Origin of the sequence: Rhodomicrobium vannielii ATCC 17100, from assembly GCF_000166055.1 — a bacterium.
In the GTDB taxonomy this organism is placed as follows: Bacteria; Pseudomonadota; Alphaproteobacteria; order Rhizobiales; family Rhodomicrobiaceae; genus Rhodomicrobium; species Rhodomicrobium vannielii.
In genome coordinates this window covers 1,613,884-1,637,308 of sequence record NC_014664.1, presented here as the reverse complement: position 1 = coordinate 1,637,308, position 23,425 = coordinate 1,613,884, and the positions used below count along the sequence as shown (strand labels likewise).

The window sequence follows — 23,425 nt, the reverse complement described above, 5'->3', positions numbered from 1 at the left end:
CATATTCAAATCACCAAATATGGTGATTAATATGGCTCAACACTTCCTTCTCTCCCCGGCGGCTCGCACACTCTCACTTGCGAAGGTTCTTCGCATGTCGGACGCGCAAGCAGAAGAAGCCTTCCGCGCGATCCGCTGGGGGGATGGCAACCCTGTTTGCCCGGAGTGCGGCGGAACAAACCATTACGACCTCAAGAGCCGTCCGGTTTGGAAGTGCAAGGCGTGCTCCAAGCAATTCAGCCTCACCTCCGGTACGATCTTCCACAGCCGCAAGCTTCGCATTCGTGACATTCTCGGAGCCATCGCGATTTTCACCAATGGCGCGAAGGGCTATTCCGCGCTTCAGCTTTCCCGCGATCTTGGTTGCGACTACAAGACCTGCTTCGTTCTCCTCCACAAGCTGCGTGAATCAATAAAGGCGGCTCGCGATGAAGGCGCTTTGCAGGGCGATGTTGAGCTTGATGGAGCCTATTTTGGCGGTCACGTTCGCCCAGAGAACCGCAAGGAAGATCGGAAGGACCGTCGCCTTGCTGAGAACCAGACCGGCAAGCGCCAAGTCGTGGTTGTTGCTCGCGAGCGTCAAGGCCGCACGATCACGACCGTTGCCAAGACAGAAGCGGCGGGCGACTGCCCGATAGGCAACCCGCCAAGCGTGAGTGCGGCGTTTCGATCCACGCTCCCGCACGGGGAGCGACGGGGAGCAAGTCACATGAAGCGCCAAATCTCTTTCTCGTTTCGATCCACGCTCCCGCACGGGGAGCGACGCGCTGCGCCTCTGGCCGGAGGCTCCATCCTACCAGTTTCGATCCACGCTCCCGCACGGGGAGCGACGCCGAATTATTAGAGATAATGGGTGCAACGAAAGGGTTTCGATCCACGCTCCCCCACGGGGAGCGACTAAAAAAAGTTGCTGCATCCGATCTATTAAGGGGTTTCGATCCACGCTCCCGCACGGGGAGCGACCTCGACCGTATCGGCCGAGATGAGCTTGCCGAGGTTTCGATCCACGCTCCCGCACGGGGAGCGACCCCACGTCGCGCCCCCGTCCGTCGACGTATAGATGTTTCGATCCACGCTCCCGCACGGGGAGCGACATTGCAACAGAGGCTTTCTTTTATTCTGGTCTAGTGTTTCGATCCACGCTCCCGCACGGGGAGCGACGGCTGGGATGATCCGAAGATGGCGAGGGTGTACACGTTTCGATCCACGCTCCCGCACGGGGAGCGACCCGCGTTCAACTGGCTATCAAGTATATGAGAGAGGGTTTCGATCCACGCTCCCGCACGGGGAGTGACCCCGCCGACGTGGATGCCCTGTTGCGTGCAATATTACGCGGCGTTCGAGGTGGACGGCGTCCAGGTCGATGCCAGCACCGTCGAGACTCCGTCGCAGTCCACCTTCATTGAGGCCTTCGGCAGCGGCCCCTGGACGCATTTTTCCGAAATCGCCGTTGGCGACAAGCGTGTCGCGGTGGTGGCGCCCGAACTGCGGCTGGCAACCGAGCTCTGCCGCGACCGCAAGGACCGGGCCGAGATCATCGCCCACTGGATGCGCGATCATGGCTGCGACGCGCCGCTTCTGAGGAACGCCATGGAAGCGCGCGGCATCGACGCGGCAACCCAGTCGTCCGTGATGGCGACCATCCGGGAGCGGGGCGAACTTGAGGTTCGTGACTGATGGAAAAGCCGATCAAAGCCACCAGCGACGAAGAAGATGAAGCCGAAGAAAAGCAGCTTCTGCCCGCTTGACGAGTGCGCGGATCGGAGCCTATGTTTTGGGTAGGTGCTGAACACACCTTCTACTATCGGCGGGATCCGCGCTCCGTAAAGTCATCGCGGATTTTTTATGTCCACGGGAATAGCAACGTCTCCGCCTCGGAGAGCGTTCGCCTATGGCCGGGTGTCTGCGACCATAAAATACCCTTCGGGGGAAAGCCGCAGGCCGTCCGATAGCGGTGTTCAAGCACCCGGTCTCGTCCCTTGAACAGGACGAGAGGTTGAACAACTATCGGGAGCCTCCAATGGCAATTTCACTCGCAATCCCCTCCGAACAGCATGAAGCGGCGCCTCTGCTTGGCGACCCCCTTGAATCGCTCCACCGCGTCGCGAATTTGCTGCTGACCACCCTCGAAAGCCGCGCATCCGATGAGGACCGCTGGGCATGCATCGACCTCGCCACGGAGATCCTCTTCGGCGCCGTCGCGAAATTGGAAAACACCCGCATCGGGAGGGAGGCATGAAGAGCGGCGCTGCAATCGTGCCGTTCGATTTCGAGGGCAACAATGTCCGCATCGTCAACCGCGACGGCGAGGCATGGTTTGTGCTGGCCGACGTGTGCCGCGTGCTGGAAATTGCCAATGTCGGGAACGCCAGCGCTCGTTTGAAGGAGCATGAACAGAATTCCATCCGCTTGACGGATGTAATTCGTCGGGGCAACCCGAACGTCACCATCATCAACGAGCCCGGCTTCTATCGCCTTGTTCTGCGTAGCGACAAGCCAGCCGCCGAACGCTTTCAGGACTGGGTTGTGACCGAAGTCCTGCCATCGATTCGTAAGACGGGCTCGTACAGCGCCCGCCAGGCCGAGGAGCCGCGCCGACGTGAACTGGTCCTCGCGGACGAAGTGCTCGCCTTGAAGCGCTTGATGCTTTCAACCACCGACTATGCTGTTGGGCTTGAGAACCGGATCATGGATTTGGAGCGCAAGGCCTGGCAGATGCCGGTAGACGGCTGGACCCGCGATTGGTTCGAGGCAAGGATGGCTGCTGCCGGGATCAAGAGCTACACCGAACTCGCCGAGCGGGTGTGCGTGTCGAAGAGCATGCTGTCCTTCATGCTGGATGGCAAGCGGTCGACGGCTCTGCCGGTTGCGCGGGGCCTTGCCCGCGAGCTAGGAGTGCCGCTCATCGAGATCGCACGCCGCACCACGGGGCCGGCCATGGAGGCGCTGCTTGAGGCCGGAGCGCTTTGCGCAGAGAAAGGGCACCGCGCCGGCAGCGCAGTCTGACGCCCGAGCAAGAGGAACTTGCGGTGGGCTCTGCGTAGACAAGGGCTGTCCATCCGTGAGTGCCACAAGGTGCTGAAGCAGGTCGGCGCGATCTCCACCTCGCACATGACGCTGCATCGATGCTTCGTGCGGCACAGGCTCAACCGCCGGGCGCGACGATCAGGCAGGCCGGGAAACCGGCCTGCTCTTCCCTTTGACGCTGTCTCGCTTCGCGCCGAAAGTTTCCCCCCGGCTTCCGAAGGTGATCCCCCTCCCGGCTTGAATCCCGTTCAAAACAAGGCCGCAGAAGGCCGTTTGCCGAAATTCGAAAATCCTGAACTAAAAGCCGCAACACCATCAAGAGCGGTCGTCGCGGATCCCCTTCCTCGCCCGTTCTCTACGGCGAAATTGACCCCAAAGCGATCGTCCCGGCACGCCGCTGTGAACGGCCGCTTCGCGCCCCCATTGCGGCCGTTGAGCCCTTAGCTTCAATCGCCTGAAAGCGGATATTACTCAGGACTAGGGCGGTTCGCGGTTGATGCCTTTAGCATAGAGGTGGCTCCAAAAACATGTTTCGGCGACTTCCCTACTCGAAAACGGTAAATCCTGCGACGATCTCACCATCGGCGGGGTCGTAGACCACTGCCACCGCATGCCTCGCGCGGGTGAGACCGACATAGAGTTTTGCGCGGGTTTCGGCCTTCAGCTGCGATTGGACATTCTTCAGCCAGTCCACCATTTCTTTGGTGGGATAAATAATGACGCGGTCGAAGCCGAGGCCTTTTGACCGTCCAAACGTTAGCGCCGGTAGATCGGGAGATCCGATCTTGACGGTCGAGCTCCATCGGAGCTGCACCGGTCGCCTCGTCTCGAGATACCGGGGCAGATCCTTTCGCCGGACGATGAAGAGACCCGCATCAATAGGGGCCGGTTGCCTGCAGTCGGGACATTTGCAAGCGGTCGCAGCAGCCATTTTTGGATAGAGCTTCGACGACAATTCGCAGATAGCGGTGCTATTTCGGTGCGATGTCATGAGGCTGGTCACATCAATATCGCAGGTAACCTTTCGGGGAAGTTCCGCCCGAATAAAGTCGGCAATACCTCCATCCCTGTACTTCTTAAGGCGAGCCTCCAGATGGGTCACATAGGTGACCTGACGGGGATCACCCACCATGACGACGTTGGCGGGGCTTTGGAAGAGCGCCGCCAAAACGTCGAGGTCGTGGCCTGCCAGATCTTGCACCTCATCTACGAAAATAAATGGATAAATACGGGAAAGCCGCTCGATGACAGCGCCGTCCGATGCCTCATTGCACCGTATCGTCAACCTCGACAATTTGTCTGAATAGACGCGATTCCGACGATCGAAGTAGCAACGTCTGAAATCTTCCTCACCCCAATACATGGGACGACCTTGCAGGTCACGCCCGCGAAAACCGGATCTCTGCGAAACCAGAAGCATACCAGCGACATCCCAATCGAACAGCTTGCCTTGAAAGGGCTTGATGCCATGCTCGATCAGCAGACTGAACCAGGTCTGGATATGCACGTTGCCCGGAACCGAGCCATTGATTTCGAAAAATTTGCGCCGGATCTCTTCTTCGTTCGATTCCGTGTAGGTGGTGATGAGGACCCGTTTCTGTTCAACCGCAAGCGCCTGCCTGACGAGGTAGGTGGTCTTCCCCGAGCCTGCCGCAGCAATGACGAGCTTATTCGGCCCCATCATTTGGCGATCGCATCCAGGATATATTTCGGATAAGTGATTTTTATCTTCGCCGAGAAAATCGCCAACGCGCACTCGGTCTTGTTGTTTTTCATATAACGATGAAGGTTATCGAGATCATGCTTGGTACTGAACAGCGTGTTGAAGGTCTCGACGCTATTGGATTTGACCAGCTTCGGCTCAAGGGTGTTATAGTTGAAAGGTTTGCCGCCGAGGACCAAGTCCCCCTTATCCACCACAGGATCATAGCATATTGTGATATGATTGACGTCCTTGTATTTGGCGTACTTCTTTTCAAGCGCAGCAGTATCCCCGTCGTTGTCGGTTGCGACCACGACAGGGATTTTCAGCGCCGTCGCCAGTTCGAGAAAACGCAGGAACGAAAGCCCGACCGAGATGACATCGATCTCGTCGTCGATAGGCAATTTTCCCCCGTTGGCATCCATATAGGCCCGTTGGACGACCAGCTCGTCCGCATCGCCCTCTACAAGGATCGACTTCTGCGACAACACAAGACGCAGCGTGTCGTAGCCAGGCAGCTTATGGAAGAAGTCGCTCGCGTCCAGATCCTTGATCCGTGTGACCTTAGCTTCCCGTAACAGGATCAGGTGGTCCAGTCCAAGTTTGTTCGCGACGAAGCTGCTATGCGTGGTGATGATGACCTGCTTGCCGCTATTGTCGGTGCTGATATCGCTGATGAGCTGGTTGAGCTTCGAGTGCGAGAGGTGGTTTTCCGGTTCCTCGATCAGCAATACGGTCGCTTCGCTGTTCTTTTTGCTGCTCAGCGCGAGGCGCGTTTTGACGATGCACTGCTCGCCCTTGCCGATATAGTGGAAGGGCACATCCTCAATATAAGTCATGAGGCTGCTTTCCCAGGCATTGTGAGACGACATATCGACCGAGATGCTGACCTTTTTTCGGCTGATCTTCGCCGCTTCCGCCAATCTTTCATTAATGGCGCCGACATTGCCGTCGGCCTTGAAGGCGTCTTTCAGCTTGCGGTGGGCTTGGGATATCGCAACACGCTCCTTGTCGTCCAAAAACTCTCGGACGATGCGGGAGATGTACATATCCGAACCGCTCTGCACACGCGTGCTCGTTGAATCTATGAGGGCCGACTTGATAGGAATGGTGCGGGCCATCGCCGGCTGGCGGGAGAATTCCGACCATTGTACCTGATAGAATTCCAAGGGTATCGAGTTGATCTCTTTGCCCTTCAGCAACTCAGTGTAGGCACCGTCGTATTTCTTATCGAACTCGATTGAGAAGAGGAGGCCACGCGCCTTGTCGTTCTTCTCGGAGTTGCCGTTTCCGCGAAGTTCTTCCAGCGCATCGTCTTCACCGTCAAGAAACAGTTCGATCTGTATCTCCGGCGGTTGTAGTGGGGCTTTCGTGGCGAGACTGTCCAGATACGCCCGCTCGATATTCCTGTTAAAGAGATAGGGAGATAGTTCGTTGCGAAGATATTTCCCATTCAGCATGCCCGTCAGGCACAGATGGATCGCTTCGAGTAGCGTGGATTTTCCGGCCTCATTATTGCCAACGATGATGTTGACACCCTGATCGAAATCAACCTCGAACCAACCTTCAAAGCATTTGAAATTCTTGATTTTGACCTTCTCGATATACATCGCGCACCCCACTTCCTCGCGAGGCAATCATAGCTTGTTCCGAAAAAATCGGCGAGCCAAAGTGAGCGATTATTGTGCATTGATAGCGACCGGCCGCCACGCTTGAGAACCAGGCGGGCCGGGAAATCGGCCTGCTTTTCCTTGCCGCTGACGCGCTTCGCGTCGAGGCGACAGTTTTTACGAGATCTTTCACGGTGTTTCCGCTCCGCCGGGTTGGAATCCCCTTTAAGACAAGGCAGCAGAAGGGCCAACTGCGGGCATAGCCTGACTTCGGAGAACGCCCGCTACTCCAGGTTGATCCGCCATTCCTCCCCGGTGCCAGCCACCCCTCGAAACGCAGCGCGCTTCATCGCCTGATGTTTCCGCACCTGTCGCTCTGGCTGCCGGAGGATGCGCAACTGCGCTTACAGTGCGACACCAAATTGAAGCGGCTCGCGGCGGCGTAAGCGGTCGTCAGATTGAGCTGGTCGGCGCTGCGGCTTTACCAAAGCACCGAACCTATTCGACCGTCAATTGTCGGCAGTTTCATACTCTGCTTCGGCATAAGGATCTACCTCAGTTGGCTCGTCGTCCTCTCTCGGTATTGCCCCACCGTGGTCCTTTGTCCCGTACTTCTTGCGGAACGTTCGGCCCCAGACAACCATCTCTTCATCCCAAATGCTCAAAAGATCTCTCCAGCTAGTAATGTGACGAAGTTCAACGCCCTGTACTTCGACGATGGGCTGGTTGTCATCCCCCCTCACTTCTTTCAGATCATCGAACGTCCGCTTGACATCCATCATCGCTGAGCCGAGTGCACTTAGCGAATTGTAGTAGCGATCGGTCGGTGTGTCGCCGGGGCGTCTGGCCTTCATCTTCCCCGCTGGCGGAAACTCGTTCCGCAGGTAGATGTCGCTAACAATCTGGTCCGCGGAGTCATCGGCTGTACGCTTAATCTCCCCTTCCTCGTCAACCGCGCGTAGTGGGACGCCCTCTTCGTAATCGCGCAGGGCCCGTCCAAGCTGGTGAACGCCTTGGATGGATCGACGCATCGTATCAAGAATCTCGCCCGGCGTACGCCGATCTGGCTGTTCGTTGTTTGAGGTGCCGCGATCTGCATTCAGTCGTCCATCGACGACAAGAGGGTAGGCTGCACGAACAGCAAGCTCCATTGAAGCGGGCCCGGGTTCTTCGGTGGAACCATCTCCGATTACAGCGCGAACCTCGGCCAGGGATTCCTTAACGATTTGCTCGGTAGTACGGCCGGTGGACGTCCAGGCAACCTTATGCACGGCTTGGCCGAATGCGTGACGAAGGTAGCGACGGATTTGGTCGACTTTTGCCGGCTCATCGGCAACTGCGCGCAGGATGAGACCGGTCGCCAACTCATTCTTGAGCTTCGAGCCGATGTTCTTGCGACTTGATTGGCTCGTGACGGCTACGCGCATCGCATGTTTGATGGCGGAGTCGTCGCTGGTAAACAGACGCACGATATGTGCCGCGCGCAGCACTGGATCAACCGGAAGGTGCGCCGCTTTCGCTTCTGCCTTCGTGCAGGATCCAGCATAGTAATCACGCTCGGTCTCGGAAATAAGATTTCGGCGGCAGAATTCGTCCAAAACTTCGTCGGCGAGGGATTCGTTTTCAGGACCGGGCCCCCAAGGCTTAGGAGGATCAACATGGCGAAGCGCAACAAACGACCTCACCGCTGTCGGAAAGGTTGTTGAACCGCCGGGGTAGGGGCGGAAGCCTACGAGAATCAGCGCCGGAATACGCTCGCAACGGAGCGCGACCGTGGTAGCTCTGTCACGTTCGCCCTTATCGAATAACTCGTTGAGACGGCGAATGTAGGCTCTCAACTTGGCGTCCTGGTCATCATACGGTACTTCGTGTGAGTGGACTTCGAGCAAACTATGGACGGCCGTTGTGCGTGAAGACCCCTCAACCGTCGTAAGCACGGTTGCAGGCGCTGAGCCATCCGCATGCTCATAAGTCGTTGCGACAAGCCAGACAGCCTCCATAACACCCTGTGACTCGATCGAAGGCTTCCAGTTGTTTTCTTCCAGCACGAAGCGCTCAGCGTGCTGTGACGCCCAAATCAGGTGATGCCTATTTTCGATCATCACGGCGAGCTCGGCGACCTGCGGGCGTGCAGCATCAAGTGGGCGCGGTTCCGGGATGGGTCGGAATTTGGAGTCTTCGCCCCCGGTACCTGGTTCAATAGCGAACGGATGCCGCCGAGCGGGAAAGGTACGCGGATTTCGCGGGTCGGGCATCACCCGCCTCGCCCACACGCTCGTTCTGATGCCGAGCAACGTGCCGCCAGGCACAGGAATACGCTCGACGTCTGGTTGCTCGGCGCCCCCGATTGATGCGCGTACTTCGGACGGATCGACAACCGAGTTCGAAATGGCAATCGCAGAGGCACCCGATAAGTCGAAGGCGTTGGTCAATCGCTCAGCAAGCGTTTGCCTAGCTTTGGCGTGGGCGTAATCAGGGAGGCGCTCGACTGGGCGAGGCAGGATATGGAGATTTTCATCAGTATTCGTCATAGGATTCTCCTACGTTTGACGTCGGAATTGGCGTAAAAACGGGTAGCGAGAGCCGCTTGGAAACGGCTCCCGTGGGATCGTCAGCGGACCGGAGCCGCACACAACTTGCGACGAAGCAGTGCGCGAAGGTTCTTCAATCCCCGATGGTCAGAAGGCGTATCGGGCGCGAACACCGGGCCGTCCATCGCAGGGTGATGGAAACGCCAGTGACCTCCGCGTGTCTTCGTGGCGACGAAGCCCAGACGTTCCAGATTACGTCGAACTTCCTTCATCTGGCTGCTTGCAGACAATTTCTAATACTCCTTGGCAGGCGGCCGACGGCACAGCCTAGATCGACCGCAACAACTGGTTGAGGGATCCGAGGTGCCAAGGAGAGAGGGAAACGCTCCATGCGCATCCTCCTTCTGCTTACTGGCTATATTGTCCAGCGTCGCGAAGGCGGCAGCAGATAAATAAGGACAGTCCCAAGGCGTGCAGGGTGGTCGGGCTCACCGATCTTCCCTAAGCGTAACCGCCCTTCTTCACATAGAAGAAGGTGAATGCCCGCTTTCTCTGCGTCGCGGTATAGTCTACAGATCATATTTGCATAGAATTGTCAATACCTGACTTCAGTTATCGCCCCACCGCTATGGTCGCGCAAGTTGAGAACCACGATCCAGGGCACTTCACGGATGCAAGTTTTTCATATCGCGCTAGGCAGGAAGGGTGACCACTGGACTTCTTCGGCCGAGAAAGGCGCAAGACCTCACGCCGGCTTGGTTAGCGTTGACATATTGTAATCATCGTGCTCTTTATCCGCCAGATTAAGAGCAAGACCGCGAGCCGATGGAAGACGAGATAGAGAAGCTGCGGGAGGAGCTCCGCGAGATGCGCCAGCAGCATCGCCAGGACTTGGAATCGCTCGTCGCTGGGCTGCAGGCAGCATGGGATGAAGAACTCGGGCGTCTGAGAACCGAATTCGCCGCAAGAGATCGCATCGGGACGTGCAAAGATGACGGTCTGCCCGAAACAAAGAGCCGTGACGTTACGTTAGACCGACAGACCGGGATCCCGGGCGAGCGCCCTATTATCCGTATACGCGGGGGAGAAATTCACGCGGCAGTCGAGGCCGCTAGGCGGATCTTGGCTGACCCAGCTACCGGTGTGACCTTGAACGCTGGGAGACTTGTGCGCGCAGTGACGCGTTTGGCGCCTCGATTCCTCACCACTCGAATGCAAACTCCCGAAGTGCAAACTGCATTGGTTGAATTGGATGAAACTTCATTGCGGGAGGTTTTGACTCGCCATGCGCGGTTCGAGAAATATGACGCGCGGTCCAAAGCTTGGGTTCCTATCGATTGTCCTGTCGCTGTCGCTCGAATGGTTTTGCAGACCGTTGCACAAGCAAGTTCCGCCTGATCGTGCATTTCGCATATCCCTACCGCCGCGGACTGATCAAGTTCGTCGGCACCCACAAGGAGTATGACAAGATCAACCCGGAGGCGATCTGATGGATATTCGACCGATCCGCACTGCTGAAGACCACGAATGGGCGCTCGCCGAGATCGCCCGTTACTTCGACAATCAGCCCGCTCCCGGAACACCGGAGGCGGATCGCTTCGATGTGCTGGCCGATCTGATCGATGCGTACGAGGCCCGGCACTTTCCGATAGAGGCGGTCGAGCCGATTGACCTGTTGCGGACACACATGGAGGTGACCGGAAAAACGCAGGCCTATCTGGCCGCGCTTCTGGGGTCTCGGCCACGTGCATCGGAGGTGCTGAACCGCCGTCGGGCGCTGACCGTGGACATGATCCACAAGATCAGCACCGGTTGGGGCATCCCGGCAGACTGCCTCGTACGGCCCTACCATCTGAACGCGGCATAATCGGGCGGGTTCTCCGGCCCCTTACATATTCAAACCTGAGGCCAACACAGGCGAAGTGCACGCTTCACCCGCGCCCATTGCTTCACGAAAGCCGCTCGCGCATTTCCTTGATTGCCGCTCCCAGAAGTACGGTTTCGGGTGTCAGGTTGGCTTGTTGTGTGAGGGCTTTAAGCTCTACCATCATGGAGAGAAGAAACTCGAACCGGTCAAGATCGGTTGGCGTTCCTTGCGTGGCGGGATCCGCACGGAAGGCAGTCTCGGAAAGAACAGCGGTCATGAACTCATCCTCACAAACTCGGTACAGGTTCATTTGATTAAATATGGAAAAATAGATTTGTCGATATGGAATCTATAGTTAACTCCGATAAGGAGAGGCCCGCGAGGCGCGCGTGTGCCTTTTTTGTCAATAATTTCAATGAAATCGGCGCTTCGGTTGTAGCGCGCTCGCCTTTGTTATGCGTCTGGATCCAACAGACCGGTGCAACGCCTATGGGACAAATCCACCGGTAAGCTGTTGGCCTGTCAAGAAAACGGTGTTTACATATTGTGAACAGCGGGGCAAGCCTACACGCGCGCGGAGCTTCCGCGTGAGCAAAGGCACTTGCAGGGGGCACCATGAACGTCATGACTGGCGCGGCGAATGAAGAAGATCACCGAGACATCATCGAAGCGCTGCGCGAGCGGCTCGCGCGTTCGCGCGTCCAGATCGGCCCACACACTCTCTACAATGCGGACTGCCGGCTCGCGCTGCCGGAGTTGAACGGGTTTGACGCGGTCATAACGGATCCGCCCTACTCGAGCGGAGGCTCCACCCAGGCCGCACGGAACCAGGCGCCGAGCAAAAAGTATCGCTTTACGGGGACGAAGAAGACAGATCCCGACTTCGGTGGCGACAACCGCGATCAGCGCTCGCTCACGCTTTGGTGCTCCGATTGGATGGCCGAGTGCTTGCGGGCGACCCGCCAGGGCGGCGCGCTCATGTGTTTTATCGATTGGCGAAACCTGCCGGCGATCATCGACGCCTGCCAAGTCGGAGGGTGGGTTTATCGGGGCATCGTGCCTTGGGATAAGACGGAGGCGGCGAGGCCGAACAAGGGGTGGTTCCGCACGCAGGTCGAATACATCGTGACCGCAACTGCGGGGCCGATCACGCGGGACGCCAGCGCGCCAGGCATCTACCAGACGGGCTATATCCGCACCCCGGTAATCGCGAAAGACAAGCACCACATAACCGGCAAGCCGGTGACCTTGATGCAGGAGCTCCTACGCACGCGAGACGACTGGCAAAACGTCCTCGATCCGTTCATGGGCTCGGGCACCACTGGCGTGGCGTGCGTCAAGATGGGGCGCGTGTTCACCGGTATAGAGTTCGAGCCGCGATATTTCGACATCGCGTGCCGCCGCATCGAAGATGCGATGTATGAGCAGTAGACGTCGCAAAGCTACCGCCTCATTTCTCCTTGATGGGGTTCCTCGCGCACCTTGACGACGTCGTATCCGGAGCGGCGCAAGGCGACGAGGATGGCATCGGTCTGCGCGATGCGCACATGCTCGTTGCGCTCTGGCTTTGGGGCGAACTTCACGGATAGGAGGGCCATCTCAATTGTGAAGCGGATGGCGGCTTCTTCGGACTCAAACGACATGCGAGGATGTTCCGCATTTGTTCTCGAATTCAAGGCGGTCGCCCCGCCCTCGGGCGACATTCGGCCGGGCAACAAGAAAACGGGGCGAGCCGATTCGCTGCCAGAGCCATGAGGCGCCCACATTCCAATCGAGCCAACGGGTCATGTAAGCGGTTGGACTCCCCAGGAATTCTCTCGCATTCGGCAATTCTTAATAAATTATAATGACTTGTTGGAAAGCTTGAGTAATTATAACTTGGAAACGACACTGACGCGCCCCTTCACAAACGCCCAGAAGGTATCCTCAATTTTGTACGATACCCTCCTAGCGAGGGGATTTGGGGGTATCCACCCTATATGTGGCCCGTAAGGGCTCACACCCTTGACGTAAGCAATATCGGCATCTAACGCCAGTGGCTAGTACCGACACACGGCCTCGCGCGGTCTAAGGCGCCAGCCGCAAGTTTGATGTTCAGAAAGGAGTTGAAGGATCGGAGGAATGAAGTGAAGACAGCGAGCGTGGCCCCTGAAATCCAAGTTGACCATCAAACGGTGACGAGACCAGATGCTACAGTCGTCGACCTGTTCTGTGGTGCGGGTGGTCTGTCTCACGGCTTCCATTCAGAAGGATTCGACATAGTCGCTGGTATCGACACGGATGAGACGTGTCGGTACGCTTTCGAGCATAATAATGACGCGCCTTTCATCAGGCGGGACGTAGCGCAGCTCAAAGGGCGGGAGATTGAGGACTTGTTTGTTCCCGGTCGGCATCGCGTGCTGGTAGGTTGCGCACCTTGTCAGCCATTCTCGACATACAACCAGAAGAACGATGATCCCAAATGGAAGCTTCTTTCCTACTTTGCTGGGTTGATTGATGAAGTTCGGCCCGACGTCGTCTCAATGGAGAACGTTCCGCGTCTTCTAACTTTCAAGGAGGGGGCGGTCTTCCGTGAATTCGTGGATGTGCTCGAAAACGCCGATTACCACGTTATCTGGAAGGTTCTTTACGGTCCCGATTTTGGCCTTGCGCAAACTCGTAGCAGGCTGGTTTTGTTGGCGTCTCGGCGGGGGCCGATCCTGCTACCGACGCCGACTCATAAGGATAACTACCGAACGGTGATGGACGAAATCGGCGAGCTACCGCCACTCGGCCATGGTGAGTCTGACGATGCCGATCCCCTTCATTGCGCAAGTCGTTTGTCGGACATCAATGTTCGTAGGATCGCCGCGTCAAAACCTGGAGGCACTTGGAGAGAGTGGGGCGACGATCTGGTCGCAGCCTGCCACAAGGCTGAGACCGGTCGGGGGTACTCCTCGGTCTACGGTCGAATGAAATGGGAAGAGCCATCGCCGACCATCACCACGCAGTTCTTCGGGTTCGGCAATGGTCGCTTTGGCCATCCCGAGCAGGCTAGAGCACTGTCACTCCGTGAGGGTGCGATGTTGCAAGGCTTTCCTCGCGATTATGAGTTCGTGCGGCCTGGAGAGCGAATTCAGTTCAAGGCCATCGGGCGGCTGATCGGCAACGCTGTTCCGGTCAAACTGGCAGCGGCGATTGCTCGAGCGGTGAAGAAACACCTGGAGGAAGTAGAATGACAGCACAGCGAGAACTGATCATGACGATAAGTCTCAATGCGCTGGAGCACCTGGGGATCAATCTATACAGCAACGTTCCGGCCGTCCTGTCGGAAGTAGTCGCTAACGCATGGGATGCCGACGCAAGGAATGTGCAAGTCACGATCAACAGGGTAGCCGAAACTATCACCATTGAAGATGACGGCACAGGAATGGATCGCGATGGCGTAATCGACCGCTTCCTAACTGTCGGCTTCAAGCGGCGGGACGAATTGGGAGACGTAACTGCGCTTGGGCGAAAGCCGATGGGCCGCAAGGGCATCGGAAAGCTATCCATCTTTTCGATCGCCCAGGTGGCAGAAGTCTTCACCACGTTGAACGGTGAGCGCACCGCATTCCGAATGGACCGGGACATTATACGGAAGGCGATTGCAGGCAAAAGCGAGAACATCTATAGACCGGAAGAATTGACCAACTGGCCACCCGATTTGGTGGCGGGCACGCGGATCGTTCTTTCGAAGATCTCTAGGTCATTGTCCGGCATGACCGTCGAAGGTCTGAAGCGACGTGTCGCCCGTCGGTTTTCGGTGATTGGGCCGAAGAACGATTTCACCGTACAAATCAATGGAAACGAGGTGGGGCCGGAAGATCGCGGCTATCATAAGGCGCTTCAGTATCTCTGGACCTATGATGACCAGACGGCCTTCGCTAGTACTTGCAAACTTGAACGTCAAGCGGAGCCAAGGCTCCCGGCTATTAGTGACGAGTTGAGGAAGGCAGGTATAAGCCTCACCGGATGGATAGGTACCGTGTCCAGCCCGAGCCAGCTAAAGGACGAAGAAGGCGACAACCTAAACAGAGTTGCGATATTTATGCGCGGCAAGATGGCTCAAGAGGATATTCTTGACATCTTTGGCCAGAAGGAGATTTACGCGGACTACATCATCGGTGAGCTTCATTGTGAAGATTTGGACGTTGATGATAAAGGTGATATCGCAACAAGCAGTCGCCAGTCGCTCAAAGAAGACGACCCGCGTTTCGAAGCGTTGCGAGACATCGTTCTGTCCGAACTCCGCCACATAGCTGGCCGCTGGAGCGAGTGGCGGCGGACCGATGGTGCAAAGCTTGCAGCCTCCGTGCCTGCGGTTTCAGATTGGCTCGATCGTCTCCAGGGCGACACAAAGAGGAAGGCTGAACGTTGGATAGGCCGACTCAATACAATCCGTTCGCCGGACGACAAGTACAAAAAAGACTTATTGAAGGCATCAATCCTGGCTTTTGAAAGTTATCGTCGCAAAGAGCAGTTGGATAAACTTGATGAACTTAAAGATGAAGGGGTATCGTATATCCTTGAGATATTCGGAGAGATCGACGACCTGGAGTTAAGTTTTTATGGCCAAATAGTAAAGCTCCGCCTTGGAGTGATCAAGACTCTTCAAAGCAAAATTTCAGAGAACGACAAGGAACTCGTCATTCGAGACTTCATCAAGGAGCATCTATGGCTTCTTGACCCATCATGGGAACGGGCAAAAGGTTCTGAGCATTCAGAAACGAAAGTGAATAAATTTCTTCAAGATAACACTGACAAGCTGAACAAAAAGGAGAAGAACGCCCGCGTCGATCTCGCCTACCGAACAGCAGTGGGTAAGCACGTCATTATTGAATTGAAACGCGCAACTGTTTCTGTGCATCTTGATGACCTCACTAAGCAAATCCGCTCCTATCGTGATGGAGTAAAAAAAATCATCGACGGCACGAAAGATAAGGGCTGGCCGATTGAGATCGTTTGCCTGCTTGGAAAATATCCGCCCGAATGGTATGATGCAGTTGGCACCGGTAAGCAGGGTGTTATTGATCAGCTCAAGACTGTCGACGCTCGGATTGTTCTCTACGACGAATTGCTCAACAACGCTCAAGCCGCCTATCAAGATTATATTGAGGAACATAAGAAGGTAGACAAACTTTGGAAAATATTTGATGCTATCGAAAGCTTTACTCCATCCGTTGAGTAGCCATTTGTCTGTAGACCCTGTCCGGAGCCGCATTATGCAAGCGGTCGGACAGAAACATACGGCGCCGGAGATGACGGTTCGGCGCACGTTATACGCGCTGGGTTATCGTTTTCGCGTTCAGCGTCGCGACTTGCCAGGTTCCCCTGATATCGTGCTGCGGAAACACAAGACCGTAATATTCGTTCATGGCTGCTTCTGGCACCGTCATCCTCTCTGCAAAAAGGCGACTATGCCGAAGACCCGTCTAGAATTCTGGACAGAGAAATTTGATCGGAATGTCGCACGGGACCAACTGACCGAAATTGCACTGCGCAAAATGGGGTGGCAGGTGTTAATCGTTTGGGAATGCGAAACGAAGTCGGTCGAAATTCTTGCCGCGAAGTTAGCTTCAGCATTTACGGCCGAGGCTTATCCATCGGACTCGGACTTGTCTGGGGCTGGGAAGCGAGGGGAGTATTTTTGACACACGATACATCCGGATCCCAGACCACCCTCGTCGTTCAAGACTTCCATTGCGCCGCCGGGTAATAACGGGCGCTCGTCCAACACGAAGCCGTTTGCCTCTGCGATGGCGCGAAGCACTTGCCGCTCAGACACAGCTAGGATTAAATATGCTTGTTCAAGACGTGATCCCGGAAAATAGGTATCTACCTCATAACCTTGCATTTTCCTGAGAAAGCCCAAGATTTCATCGCTAAGAAAATAGAAGTCCTCGCGCATCAATCCTCGCTCGACAGCATCATCCAATAGGATGCTGTACAGGCGTTCCATGAGGCCTAGTTTTTCTCCACCTTCTGCGTCCACCGGCAAAAGCATATTGGGGCGTCCATTGAAGCCTGCATGTAGTTCTTTGTGGCATTGGCGACAGAGCGTGATGCCGTTCCCGGTATCGAACTGAGCTGCGCTGAAGAAGGATTTGCGGCAGATATGATGGGCTGAAAGATCCTCCTGCGAATGGCAATCGACGCAGCGATATCCGTCGCGTTCACGGATGAATTCACTCCAGCGTCGAAGACAGCTGAGGCGCGACCGACCGGCAACCACGGCTTCACGGAGTTTAGTCAGTCGGAAAGAAATCGCTTCGACGTTTGTGGACTTGGGAACGGCCCTATCCGATGCTAACATTCGACCACCATGCGAACATATGTATCTGCCACGGCTACCTTTACTAAAAAGGTTATCAGAACGGTTGCCTAATTTCGGCGATGTAATATTTGCATTCGCAAGATGTCTCAACACCGTCCACCTGTCGTCAAAATAAACGAACGTGCAAATATTAGGCGAGAAAGGACTGGCCCGTTAGATCTACTGCCCGGCTGCCACCAGATTGATAGCCAGCGCCGCGCCCGAACCTTACCGTGACCTGCTAAGCGAACCGGGGCCTCCAACGGCGCGCAACCGGGTGGCGCCGCAGCGTGGCTGTTCGCGAAGAGCAGCGCCGTCCCTCTCTTCGTGCGTCATCACCCGCAGCCCGTGGCGGCTAAGCGCAGCGTCATCCAACAACGCCGGCGGCGACAAGGTCGATGCGCCGCACGCGCGTGAGCCTTCCGGCCAACCGAACGGGTTGCTTTTGGGCCTCCGCGAAGGGGTGCTGACGCAGCGAGTTGAGGTTGAACGGCTGCCCCCCGAATAGGCTCTCAAGCGGGTTGCAACGGTTAGCCACGACAAGAAACGCGCCATCCCCAGGCTCCTGCGGCGGATCAACAGTAAGCCTCCGCTGAGGGCCGCCTTGCGGGGCGTGTAAGAGACAGGTCTTGTCTGTGACGCTTGTCGCGACAGGAGCTATGCCCGTGCCTATGTCTGGAGATACTTTTGCCCGCCGGTATTCCGTAGTTGCTGATACCCGGCGCCGCTGGAGCGAGGACGAGAAGCAGGCGATCATCGCCGAGGCTTTGCAGCCCGGCGTGAATGTGTCAGCGGTCGCCCGCAGGCATGGGATCAAGCCAAGCCTTCTGTTTCGTTGGCGGAAGCTGGCCAAGAACGACGAGAAGCCAGAGCCCGCACCGGCATTCCTGCCGGTCTCTCTGACGGCGCCAGGGAAGAGCCGCGACACGATCTACGATCACAGCGCCAGTGACGCGCCCGCCGCCGATAATCGCATCGAGATCGAGCTTTTGAACGGGCGGCGCGTGCGGGTTGGCCCCGGCGCCGACATGGGCGCGTTGAAGCGCATTCTCGATATTGCCGACGGGAGGAGACCATGATCCCGGTTCCGACCGGCGTGCGGGTGTGGCTGGCGACGGGTCACACCGATATGCGCAGGGGCTTCCCGTCGCTGTCCTTGCAGGTCCAGGAGGTTTTGCAGCGCGATCCTTTGAGCGGCCATCTGTTTTGCTTTCGCGGCCGCCGGGGCGATCTTCTGAAGGTGATCTGGCATGACGGCCAGGGCGCCTGCCTTTTTACGAAGCGTCTGGAGAAAGGCCGGTTCTTGTGGCCGAGCCCGGCTGACGGCGCGATCTCGATTTCGCCCGCGCAGCTTGGCTATCTGCTCTCCGGGATCGATTGGCGCAATCCGCAAAAAACCTGGAGACCGACTTCGGTTGGCTGACGGTTTGCCTTTGAAAACGTTGGCGAACCATGATTCTCTTGTCGGGTGACCACGCCGCTTGACGCTCTTCCTTCCGACCTTGCCGCCGCGCATGCGATGATCCTCGCCGAGCGCGCCGCCCGCCTTTCCGCCGAGGCCGTTGCGGCTCGCGCTCGCGCGGCGACATCCAGCACGGACGCGCTGATCGCTCATCTGAGGCTCGAGATCGAGAAGCTGCGGCGGGTGCTTTACGGTAGCCGCTCGGAGCACAAGGCGCGGCTCCTGGAGCAGATGGAGCTTCAGCTCGAAGAGCTGGAGACAGCCGCGGCCGAGGACGAGCTTCTCGCCGAGACAGCCACAGCCCGGACGCAAGGCACGCCATCCTCTACGCGCAAGCATCCATCGCGCAAGCCTTTCCCGGCGCATCTGCCGCGCGAGCGCGTGGTGCTCCCGGCGCCGACATGTTGTCCGTCTTGCGGCTCGACGAAGCTGTCGAAGCTCGGCGAGGACGTCACCGAGACGCTCGAGGTTGTTCCGCGCCGCTGGAAAGTCATCCAAACGGTGCGCGAGAAGTTCTCCTGCCGGTGCTGCGAGGCGATCGCGCAACCGCCGGCGCCCTTTCATGCAACGCCGCGCGGTTTTGCCGGGCCGGGCCTTTTGGCCATGATCTTGTTCGAGAAGTTCGGCCAGCACCAGCCTCTCAACCGGCAAAGCGAGCGGTATGCGCGCGAAGGCGTCGAACTTTCCGTCTCGACGCTGGCCGATCAGGTTGGGTCCTGCATGGCGGCGCTGCAACCGCTCCAGGCGCTGATCGAGGCCCATGTTCTTTCGGCCGAACGGTTGTTTGGCGACGACACGACGGTGCCGATCCTGGCGAAAGGCAAGACAGTCACCGGCCGCATCTGGACCTATGTCAGAGACGATCGCCCTTTTGGCGGGACCGCGCCGCCGGCCGCGCTTTACTACGCTTCGCGAGACCGAAGGCAGGAGCATCCCGAGAGCCATCTTCGAGACTTCGCCGGCATTTTGCAGGCCGACGCCTATAGCGGCTATAACGGGCTTTACGATCCGGCGCGCGAAAAAGGCGCCATCGTCTCGGCGCTGTGCTGGGCGCACGCCAGGCGCCAGTTCTTCGAACTGGCTGACATCGCCGCCAACGCGAAGCGCGGCAAACAGGCGCCGGCCATCTCCCCGATTGCGCTGGAAGCGGTCAAGCGCATCGACGCGCTGTTCGACATCGAGCGCTCCATCAACGGCCTTCCCGCCAGCGAGCGCCTGCGCGTGCGCCAGAAGCAAAGCGCGCCGCTTCTGGCCGATCTGAAAACCTCGCTTGGCGAGGAGCGCTCGCGATTGTCGCGCTCGGCTTCCGTCGCCAGGCCCATCGATTATCTGCTCAAGCGCTGGGATCGGTTCGCCGCTTTCCTTGGCGACGGCCGCATCTGCCTGAGCAACAACTCGGCCGAACGAGCGCTGAGAGGTTTTGCGCTCGGAAGAAAGTCGTGGCTCTTCGCCGGTTCAGATCGCGGCGCCGACCGGGCCGCCTTTATGATGACGATGATCATGACGGCCAAACTCAACGGCATCGATCCGATGGCTTGGCTGGCCGATGTGCTCGCCCGCATCGCAGGCCAGCCGCAAAGCCGACTCCATGAGCTGCTGCCCTGGGAATGGAAGCAGCCCGGCTTGCAACTGGCGGCGTAGTCATCAACCGCAAGCGCTCACGCTGCGGCCCTCACCGGATGCTTACGATCAACACGCATTCCATAGCGCTCCAGATGGGCTGCGTACCTTTCGACCTCGGCCACTTCCTGGCGCTCGATAATCGCAGCAACCATTTCGCTGACAGTACGTTTCCGGGCGCCGTCGAGCCCAAGATGGGCCTGCAACAGATGCGAGAGCGCGGCGTCATGATCCGCCTCGGTCTGCCCGCGCTCAATCGCTTCCCCAAGCCACGTCCATTTCTCGAGGCACTTCGCAGCAAGTTCGGGCGTGACAACCATGTCGCTACTCAGAGACAGCCAGCCCGCGAGCGGGCCACCGAGTGTGTCGCCAAGCCTCCGCGATCCGGTTCGCTTTGCGATCGCCGTCGCGAAAGCAACGGCGTTCTGGCGTATGGTCTTTGCCAGCCTCACCGTTCGCAAGAAAAGCCGTCGCCCGAAATCGGTCGTCACGAGAGCCTGCACCTCGCGATCAAGGGCCGCGAACGCTTCTGCATGAGCAATCTTCTCGCTGTCGCTTGCTGACGGCGCGACGCCGCGCAGAGCGATCGTGATGGTGCGGCTCTCATCGGCCGGTTGAGTTCCGTTCTTGTCGATCGAGGCAAATAGGAAGGGCGAACGGATGCGGTAGGATGCAGCGCCGGAGGACGCAGCTTTGACGATGGGCGCGCCCTCAGCCGAAGAAGCCTGACGAGAGAGCCCCAGCAACTGCTCTATGCGGCGCTTGTCGGACTCGGTCTTCGCCTCGCACTCGTCGAACAAGACGGGCAGGAGATCGCACTGAAGAAGGCGCCGAATGCCAGGCTCGGTAGAGCCGCCCTGTGCTTGAACGGATAACCCGCCAAGCACCCGCATCGCGATCTGCTCCATCACATAGGATTTGCCTGAGCCTCGCTCGCCGGTGAGCCAGATGTGTGGACGCCAAGGGAGAGCACCGCAGATCGGGGCGATGACGAGCCACCCTGCGAGTAAGCGCCCCATGTCTGGCTCGTACCACGAGAAGCGCTGCATCATTTTCTCGAAGCGCACACCCTCGTCGTTCGAAAGCGGAAGAAGGCCGTCCAGCTTGAGGGGCGCGCGCCTGACATACACCCAGGGAGCGTCGGGCTGCTCAAGCGGAGCGGGCTCGCCGTCGATCAGCAGCTTGTCGCCGACATGAGCGACAACGCGCTCGTTGTCGAGAATGACGCCCCGGCCAACGACGGTATCGGGACGGAACACACCGCGGCGCTTGCAATCGGCCACCATGGCGCTCGCGGCGGCGAGCCAGTTGCAGCCTTGTCTTCCCGAGAAATTTGCCTCCCACCAGCTCAGCGGGGCGAGCCCCACCAAGGCGAGTTTGGAGTGACCGTTTGCCGTGAGGCCGATCACCTGCCCCGCGTCCGTGAGATAATAATAGACCTCGCCGTCGTAACCGAGAGCGACGGGTCCGCCCGCCACGCCCCCGAAATCGAACGACACGGCTTCAGCGACGGGAAATTCGAGCGGCTTTTCGGAAGGTGGGGGAAGGAGCGGTGTAGACCGCGGCTTCGGGTTCAGCTCGGCCTCGATCGCGTCGCGTACCGCCGCCAGCCCGCGCAATTGGGCCAGATCATCGAAGTCTGTGGCCGCGCGCTCCTCGCGCGAGAAGCGAGGAATGACAAGTGGTGCGACGATAGCCTCGGCCGCCTCGCGTGCGTGGCGAACGCCTGGGTTGCCTTTCGTGAACCTGTCGTTGTCCGCCATGACGATAAAGCGGGCCGTGGGGTACTTGGCCTTCAAGGCGATGGCGACCGGCGTCATATTGCCCGCGTCGAACGCCGCCACAGCACGCTCACCTGTTGCTTCATGGATGCGCGCGGCGGTCGCGTAGCCTTCGGCGATGTAGATCGGAGCGTCTGGCGCGGTGTGAAGCCCGACCGGATGGAAAGCCTTTTTTTTGGGGGTGCCTTTCAGGAATCGCTTGTCGCCGTTTGCGAAGATCCTTTGGACGCTGACGAGCCTCGCGTTGCCCTCGCTCGTGTGGAACATCGGCACGATCAGCGTGCCCGCGCTCACCGTCTGCTCGCCAATCTCAGGGTCGATCACGTAGCGCACATCCTTCGTCAAGACGCGCGCGCCTGGAAACGCGGGCAAGCCCTTCTTCGCGAGATAGGGGTGCCCTTTGGGTTTGACGCTGGTGCTGCAATCCCCTGACAGGAGAAGGGCAGCCGCCTTGGCCGCATTCGCGCTCAGCATGGCCTGATAGGTTTCGCGCTCGCGCCTTATCTCGGCAAATCGCTGCTGATACGCGGCCTTCTCGGCATCAGAAAGCTGTTTGAGGTCTTTCCCCGCGATCCACGTGTCGCGGATATCGTGTTTGTAGTCGCCGAATTCTCCAACCGGGCGCTCGTCTGCATGCAGGATATACCAGATGTCATATTTCCTGCGCCGTCCTTTGCCGGTCGAATCGGCCCGCTGTATCTTTCCGTCTGCGATCGGATGGCCGCCGCGGTTGGAGGCGCAGTCCATGTGCACGCCGCTCGCACGCATCGCGGCGAGGAAGGCTTCCTTGATGTCCGCTTCGTTCACCGTCGCCTCGTGAAGACCGCTTGCAATGCCTCATCGACCGAACGCACGACTGCGGCCACGCCGCCGCAATCCTCAACGTGTTCGAGGAAACGCCGCTGCGACGTGGAGAGACGACCGGAGCCGTCCTTGACTTCCCAGGCGTGAAAGATCGCGACCGTCCGCCCAACCATGTCGGGCGTGATCGTGACGGCCTCGATCCCGACGATGTCGGATGAGCCTTCGCACAGCCCTGCCCTGACCGGCCGCGCGTTGAGCACGACGCGCTCGCCGCCCCGCGCGCGATAGATCTCGCCCGGGCGAAGCGAAAGGGATTTGCCCGCCCACCCGACAGCGGTGTTGTTCCGCCAGACGGTGAGGCCCGCAGCCGATAACGCGATCAGCACGCGGTTCATGAGCGCGGTGCCGGTGGAGCTCATCACCGCCTCGCTGCGGTCGTCTGGCGCTCGCACACGGCTGCATAGTGGCGAAAGACCTCGCCGGCGCCGCTCGGGCCGAACCATTGGACGAAGCGAACCGCAAGGCCGTCGAGGATGCCAAAGGCGTAGCCTTCATGTCTCGCCTTCGGCGATGGCGGCAGCATCGAATCCATCGTATGGCGGCCGGACTCGCGCATGCGCTGCGCGCTGGCCGCTTCGGCGATATCCATTCGTCCGGTTTTGACCAGATCAAAGTAAGTCTTCGCCA

At 58.3% G+C, this 23,425-nt stretch carries 21 protein-coding genes, 2 pseudogenes and 1 CRISPR repeat array; of the genes and pseudogenes, 14 read left to right on the top strand and 9 right to left on the bottom strand.

What is annotated here, in order from left to right; genetic code table 11:
- Positions 1-31: 31 nt before the first annotated feature.
- The 4 genes and pseudogenes from RVAN_RS19590 to RVAN_RS18835 all read left to right on the top strand — a co-directional run.
- A pseudogene (locus RVAN_RS19590) lies at positions 32-625 on the top strand (IS1595 family transposase); the annotation flags it as partial.
- Between the two features lie 38 nt (positions 626-663).
- A CRISPR array of direct repeats spans positions 664-1,295; the repeat unit is 32 nt; unit sequence GTTTCGATCCACGCTCCCGCACGGGGAGCGAC.
- Positions 1,296-1,320: 25 nt separating this feature from the next.
- Positions 1,321-1,677, top strand: coding sequence for a hypothetical protein (locus RVAN_RS07505; RefSeq protein WP_081449415.1), 357 nt, complete (start codon positions 1,321-1,323; stop codon positions 1,675-1,677).
- Positions 1,678-2,020: 343 nt separating this feature from the next.
- A complete protein-coding gene (locus RVAN_RS20480) occupies positions 2,021-2,239 on the top strand; it encodes a hypothetical protein (protein ID WP_013419147.1) in 219 nt (72 codons plus the stop codon).
- Entirely contained in the window at positions 2,236-3,006 is a 771-nt protein-coding gene (locus tag RVAN_RS18835) for a BRO family protein (protein ID WP_013419146.1), read from the top strand. Before RVAN_RS20480 ends, RVAN_RS18835 begins: the two co-directional genes overlap by 4 nt.
- Before the next feature lie 565 nt (positions 3,007-3,571).
- Here RVAN_RS18835 and RVAN_RS07490 read toward each other — a convergent pair.
- The 3 genes from RVAN_RS07490 to RVAN_RS07480 form a co-directional block, all read right to left on the bottom strand.
- Positions 3,572-4,711, bottom strand: a complete 1,140-nt coding sequence (locus RVAN_RS07490; protein ID WP_013419145.1) for a UvrD-helicase domain-containing protein — start codon at positions 4,709-4,711, stop codon at positions 3,572-3,574.
- Entirely contained in the window at positions 4,708-6,339 is a 1,632-nt protein-coding gene (locus RVAN_RS07485; RefSeq protein ID WP_013419144.1) for an ATP-dependent nuclease, read from the bottom strand. The genes RVAN_RS07490 and RVAN_RS07485 overlap by 4 nt, the downstream gene beginning before the upstream one ends.
- Positions 6,340-6,848: 509 nt before the next feature.
- Positions 6,849-8,870, bottom strand: a complete 2,022-nt coding sequence (locus RVAN_RS07480; protein ID WP_013419143.1) for a hypothetical protein — start codon at positions 8,868-8,870, stop codon at positions 6,849-6,851.
- A gap of 825 nt (positions 8,871-9,695) precedes the next feature.
- Between RVAN_RS07480 and RVAN_RS20475 the strand changes: the two genes are divergently transcribed.
- From RVAN_RS20475 to RVAN_RS07465, 3 genes and pseudogenes are all read left to right on the top strand, one after another.
- Positions 9,696-10,268, top strand: a complete 573-nt coding sequence (locus tag RVAN_RS20475; RefSeq protein WP_013419142.1) for a hypothetical protein — start codon at positions 9,696-9,698, stop codon at positions 10,266-10,268.
- Positions 10,253-10,360 (top strand): annotated as a pseudogene (locus RVAN_RS20785) (type II toxin-antitoxin system HigB family toxin); the annotation flags it as partial. The gene RVAN_RS20475 and the pseudogene RVAN_RS20785, both read left to right, overlap by 16 nt.
- Positions 10,357-10,737, top strand: coding sequence for a helix-turn-helix domain-containing protein (locus RVAN_RS07465; protein WP_041787348.1), 381 nt, complete (start codon positions 10,357-10,359; stop codon positions 10,735-10,737). The pseudogene RVAN_RS20785 and the gene RVAN_RS07465, both read left to right, overlap by 4 nt.
- 82 nt (positions 10,738-10,819) lie before the next feature.
- On the opposite strand, the gene RVAN_RS07460 is transcribed toward RVAN_RS07465, so the two are convergent.
- Positions 10,820-11,014: a hypothetical protein gene (locus RVAN_RS07460; RefSeq protein WP_013419140.1), complete on the bottom strand. Its 195-nt coding sequence runs from the start codon at positions 11,012-11,014 to the stop codon at positions 10,820-10,822.
- Positions 11,015-11,352: 338 nt separating this feature from the next.
- Here RVAN_RS07460 and RVAN_RS07455 point away from each other — a divergent pair, with 338 nt between their 5' ends.
- The gene (locus tag RVAN_RS07455; RefSeq protein ID WP_013419139.1) at positions 11,353-12,168 is read left to right on the top strand and encodes a DNA-methyltransferase; all 816 of its coding nucleotides are present in this window, start codon (positions 11,353-11,355) and stop codon (positions 12,166-12,168) included.
- Between the two features lie 11 nt (positions 12,169-12,179).
- Here the strand turns inward: RVAN_RS07455 and RVAN_RS07450 are convergent, their stop codons facing one another.
- Positions 12,180-12,380 (bottom strand): hypothetical protein, encoded by a 201-nt coding sequence (locus RVAN_RS07450; protein ID WP_013419138.1) that lies wholly within the window; start codon positions 12,378-12,380, stop codon positions 12,180-12,182.
- Between the two features lie 483 nt (positions 12,381-12,863).
- On the opposite strand from RVAN_RS07450, the gene RVAN_RS07445 reads away from it, so the two are divergent.
- The 3 genes from RVAN_RS07445 to RVAN_RS19585 are packed head-to-tail and all read left to right on the top strand — an operon-like array spanning position 12,864 to position 16,409.
- Positions 12,864-13,955, top strand: coding sequence for a DNA cytosine methyltransferase (locus RVAN_RS07445; RefSeq protein WP_013419137.1), 1,092 nt, complete (start codon positions 12,864-12,866; stop codon positions 13,953-13,955).
- Positions 13,952-15,946, top strand: a complete 1,995-nt coding sequence (locus tag RVAN_RS07440) for a BbrUII/HgiDII family restriction enzyme (protein ID WP_013419136.1) — start codon at positions 13,952-13,954, stop codon at positions 15,944-15,946. Before RVAN_RS07445 ends, RVAN_RS07440 begins: the two co-directional genes overlap by 4 nt.
- Positions 15,912-16,409: a very short patch repair endonuclease gene (locus RVAN_RS19585; protein ID WP_210160455.1), complete on the top strand. Its 498-nt coding sequence runs from the start codon at positions 15,912-15,914 to the stop codon at positions 16,407-16,409. The genes RVAN_RS07440 and RVAN_RS19585 overlap by 35 nt, the downstream gene beginning before the upstream one ends.
- Here RVAN_RS19585 and RVAN_RS07435 read toward each other — a convergent pair.
- The gene (locus RVAN_RS07435) at positions 16,355-17,071 is read right to left on the bottom strand and encodes an HNH endonuclease (RefSeq protein ID WP_013419134.1); all 717 of its coding nucleotides are present in this window, start codon (positions 17,069-17,071) and stop codon (positions 16,355-16,357) included. The genes RVAN_RS19585 and RVAN_RS07435 overlap by 55 nt on opposite strands.
- A gap of 671 nt (positions 17,072-17,742) precedes the next feature.
- Between RVAN_RS07435 and tnpA the strand changes: the two genes are divergently transcribed.
- From tnpA to tnpC, 3 genes are all read left to right on the top strand, one after another.
- Positions 17,743-18,150 carry an IS66-like element accessory protein TnpA gene (gene tnpA, locus RVAN_RS20990; protein ID WP_041787200.1) on the top strand — a complete coding sequence of 136 codons (408 nt, stop codon included), beginning with the start codon at positions 17,743-17,745 and terminating at the stop codon, positions 18,148-18,150.
- Positions 18,147-18,494, top strand: coding sequence for an IS66 family insertion sequence element accessory protein TnpB (tnpB, locus tag RVAN_RS07425; RefSeq protein ID WP_013419097.1), 348 nt, complete (start codon positions 18,147-18,149; stop codon positions 18,492-18,494). The genes tnpA and tnpB overlap by 4 nt, the downstream gene beginning before the upstream one ends.
- A gap of 96 nt (positions 18,495-18,590) precedes the next feature.
- Positions 18,591-20,174, top strand: a complete 1,584-nt coding sequence (gene tnpC / locus RVAN_RS07420; protein ID WP_013418084.1) for an IS66 family transposase — start codon at positions 18,591-18,593, stop codon at positions 20,172-20,174.
- A gap of 17 nt (positions 20,175-20,191) precedes the next feature.
- Here tnpC and RVAN_RS07415 read toward each other — a convergent pair whose 3' ends face one another.
- The 3 genes from RVAN_RS07415 to RVAN_RS20470 are packed head-to-tail and all read right to left on the bottom strand — an operon-like array spanning position 20,192 to position 23,387.
- Positions 20,192-22,741, bottom strand: coding sequence for a toprim domain-containing protein (locus tag RVAN_RS07415; protein ID WP_013419133.1), 2,550 nt, complete (start codon positions 22,739-22,741; stop codon positions 20,192-20,194).
- Complete coding sequence (locus tag RVAN_RS07410; RefSeq protein WP_013419132.1) at positions 22,738-23,157, bottom strand: VRR-NUC domain-containing protein; 420 nt, start codon at positions 23,155-23,157, stop codon at positions 22,738-22,740. Before RVAN_RS07410 ends, RVAN_RS07415 begins: the two co-directional genes overlap by 4 nt.
- Complete coding sequence (locus RVAN_RS20470) at positions 23,157-23,387, bottom strand: hypothetical protein (RefSeq protein ID WP_041787342.1); 231 nt, start codon at positions 23,385-23,387, stop codon at positions 23,157-23,159. Before RVAN_RS20470 ends, RVAN_RS07410 begins: the two co-directional genes overlap by 1 nt.
- Positions 23,388-23,425 lie beyond the last annotated feature (38 nt).